This is a genomic window from Pseudomonas syringae (assembly GCF_021605415.1).
GTDB classification, from domain to species: Bacteria; Pseudomonadota; Gammaproteobacteria; order Pseudomonadales; family Pseudomonadaceae; genus Aquipseudomonas; species Aquipseudomonas syringae_S.
The window spans coordinates 1-1928 of record NZ_WKEQ01000081.1; the positions used below are offsets into that span (position 1 = coordinate 1).

General features: G+C 52.7%; 1 protein-coding gene and 1 pseudogene. One reads left to right on the forward strand and one right to left on the reverse strand.

Annotated elements, in window-relative coordinates; all coding sequences use genetic code 11:
* Positions 1-231 (reverse strand): annotated as a pseudogene (locus GIW69_RS26040) (peptidase M23); the annotation flags it as partial.
* A gap of 213 nt (positions 232-444) precedes the next feature.
* Here GIW69_RS26040 and tyrS point away from each other — a divergent pair.
* Positions 445-1644, forward strand: a complete 1200-nt coding sequence (tyrS, locus tag GIW69_RS26045) for a tyrosine--tRNA ligase (RefSeq protein ID WP_236485656.1) — start codon at positions 445-447, stop codon at positions 1642-1644.
* The last annotated feature ends 284 nt before the right edge of the window (positions 1645-1928 follow it).

Here is a 1928-nt window from a genome sequence, read left to right on the forward strand (position 1 = left end):
GTTCGAACAGCGTGATGCCTGCTGTACTAGACATTCGTCGGCAGCGTCTTGATCTTGTGTCAGTTGTTCAGCAGGACTTTCCAGTTCAAGGCTCAGGGTCGTCTTTTTGGCTTCAACATCGCTGGAAGGGAATACCAGGAGCGCCAGACTTAGAAGGGCGGCGATTCCACTTGCGGCGAGCAGGTGGGTCTTCGGGTAAAGCGGTGGCGCTTTAGACGGTTCAGTGGTCATAGGTAATTTTGACTTTGAAATTAAGATGAATTGGAAAAGATGAATGACATGATGAAGATGAAATAACTGTATAAAATATAACCAAATCATCTCTGAAGCAAGTCTGCAGACATCGCGTCTGTCGATTGGTGGCCGTGCGCCGGGCAAAACTTGTAATTGGTGCGCGATCTTGTATGGTTGGTTCCCTTTGAATCTGAGCCTTGCGGGTCTGTTATGAAGTCGGTTGAAGAGCAGCTAGCGCTGATTAAACGTGGTGCGGAAGAACTGTTGGTCGAGTCCGAGCTGATCGAAAAGCTCAAGCGCGGTCAGCCGCTGCGTATCAAGGCCGGCTTCGATCCGACTGCACCGGATCTGCACTTGGGTCATACCGTGCTTATTAATAAGCTGCGCCAGTTTCAGGATCTGGGGCATCAGGTCATCTTCCTCATTGGTGACTTCACCGGAATGATTGGTGACCCGAGCGGCAAAAGCGCCACGCGTCCGCCGCTTACCCGCGAGCAAGTTTTGGATAACGCTGAGACTTACAAGACGCAGGTGTTCAAGATTCTCGATCCGGCAAAAACCGAAGTGGCGTTCAACTCCACCTGGATGGATCAGATGGGGCCGGCGGACTTCATTCGGCTGACCTCGCAATACACCGTCGCGCGCATGCTTGAGCGCGACGACTTCGATAAGCGTTACACCACTAATCAACCGATCGCCATCCATGAATTCCTTTACCCGTTGGTGCAGGGATATGACTCGGTCGCCTTGCGTGCAGATGTTGAGTTGGGTGGAACCGACCAGAAATTCAACTTGTTGATGGGGCGTGAGCTGCAGCGCGGCTATGGCCAGGAAGCCCAGTGCATTTTGACCATGCCGCTGCTTGAAGGCCTGGATGGCGTTAAGAAGATGTCCAAATCGTTGGGCAATTACGTCGGCATTCAGGAAGCGCCGGGTGTCATGTACGGCAAGCTGGTTTCGATTCCTGATGCGTTGATGTGGCGTTACTTTGAGCTGCTCAGCTTTCGGTCGATGGACGAGATCAATGCGTTCCGTGCTGATGTTGAGGCGGGAGCCAATCCGCGCGACATCAAGATCAAGCTGGCAGAAGAAATCGTTGCTCGTTTTCACGGCGAAGAAGCGGCGGCGAACGCTCATCGCGCGGCCGGTAATCGTATGAAGGAAGGCGAGCTTCCGGATGATCTGCCGGAGATCGAACTGACTGCGACCGAAGATATGCCGATCGCGGCTGTGCTTAACAAGGCGGGACTGGTGAAGAACTCTGCGGTCGCTCGCGATCTGTTGGGTTCCGGCGGTGTACGTATAGATGGTGAGGTGGTAGATCGCTCCTTTATATACGTACTGGGCGCGACCCACGTCTGCCAGGCAGGAAAGAAGGCATTTGCGCGTATTACGCTCAAATCGGAATAAAGTAGAAAATAAGGGTTGACGGCGAATTCTGAGTGTCTATAATTCGCCCCACTTCCGGCGCAGTCGAAACGGAAAACTCCTTGGTAAACAATGAGTTAAGCAGTTTTCGACAGCGACTGGCTTCAAATCATCGAAGCCTGGAAGGAGTTGGAAGGGGCGTGATGTGTGGCTCTTTTAACGGTTCGATCTTCTCGGTCGAAAGCGGTGAAAAAGAGGTGTTGACAACAGCGAGTAACGCTGTAGAATTCGCCTCCCGCTAACGAGAGATCGGAAGCGCAAGTGGT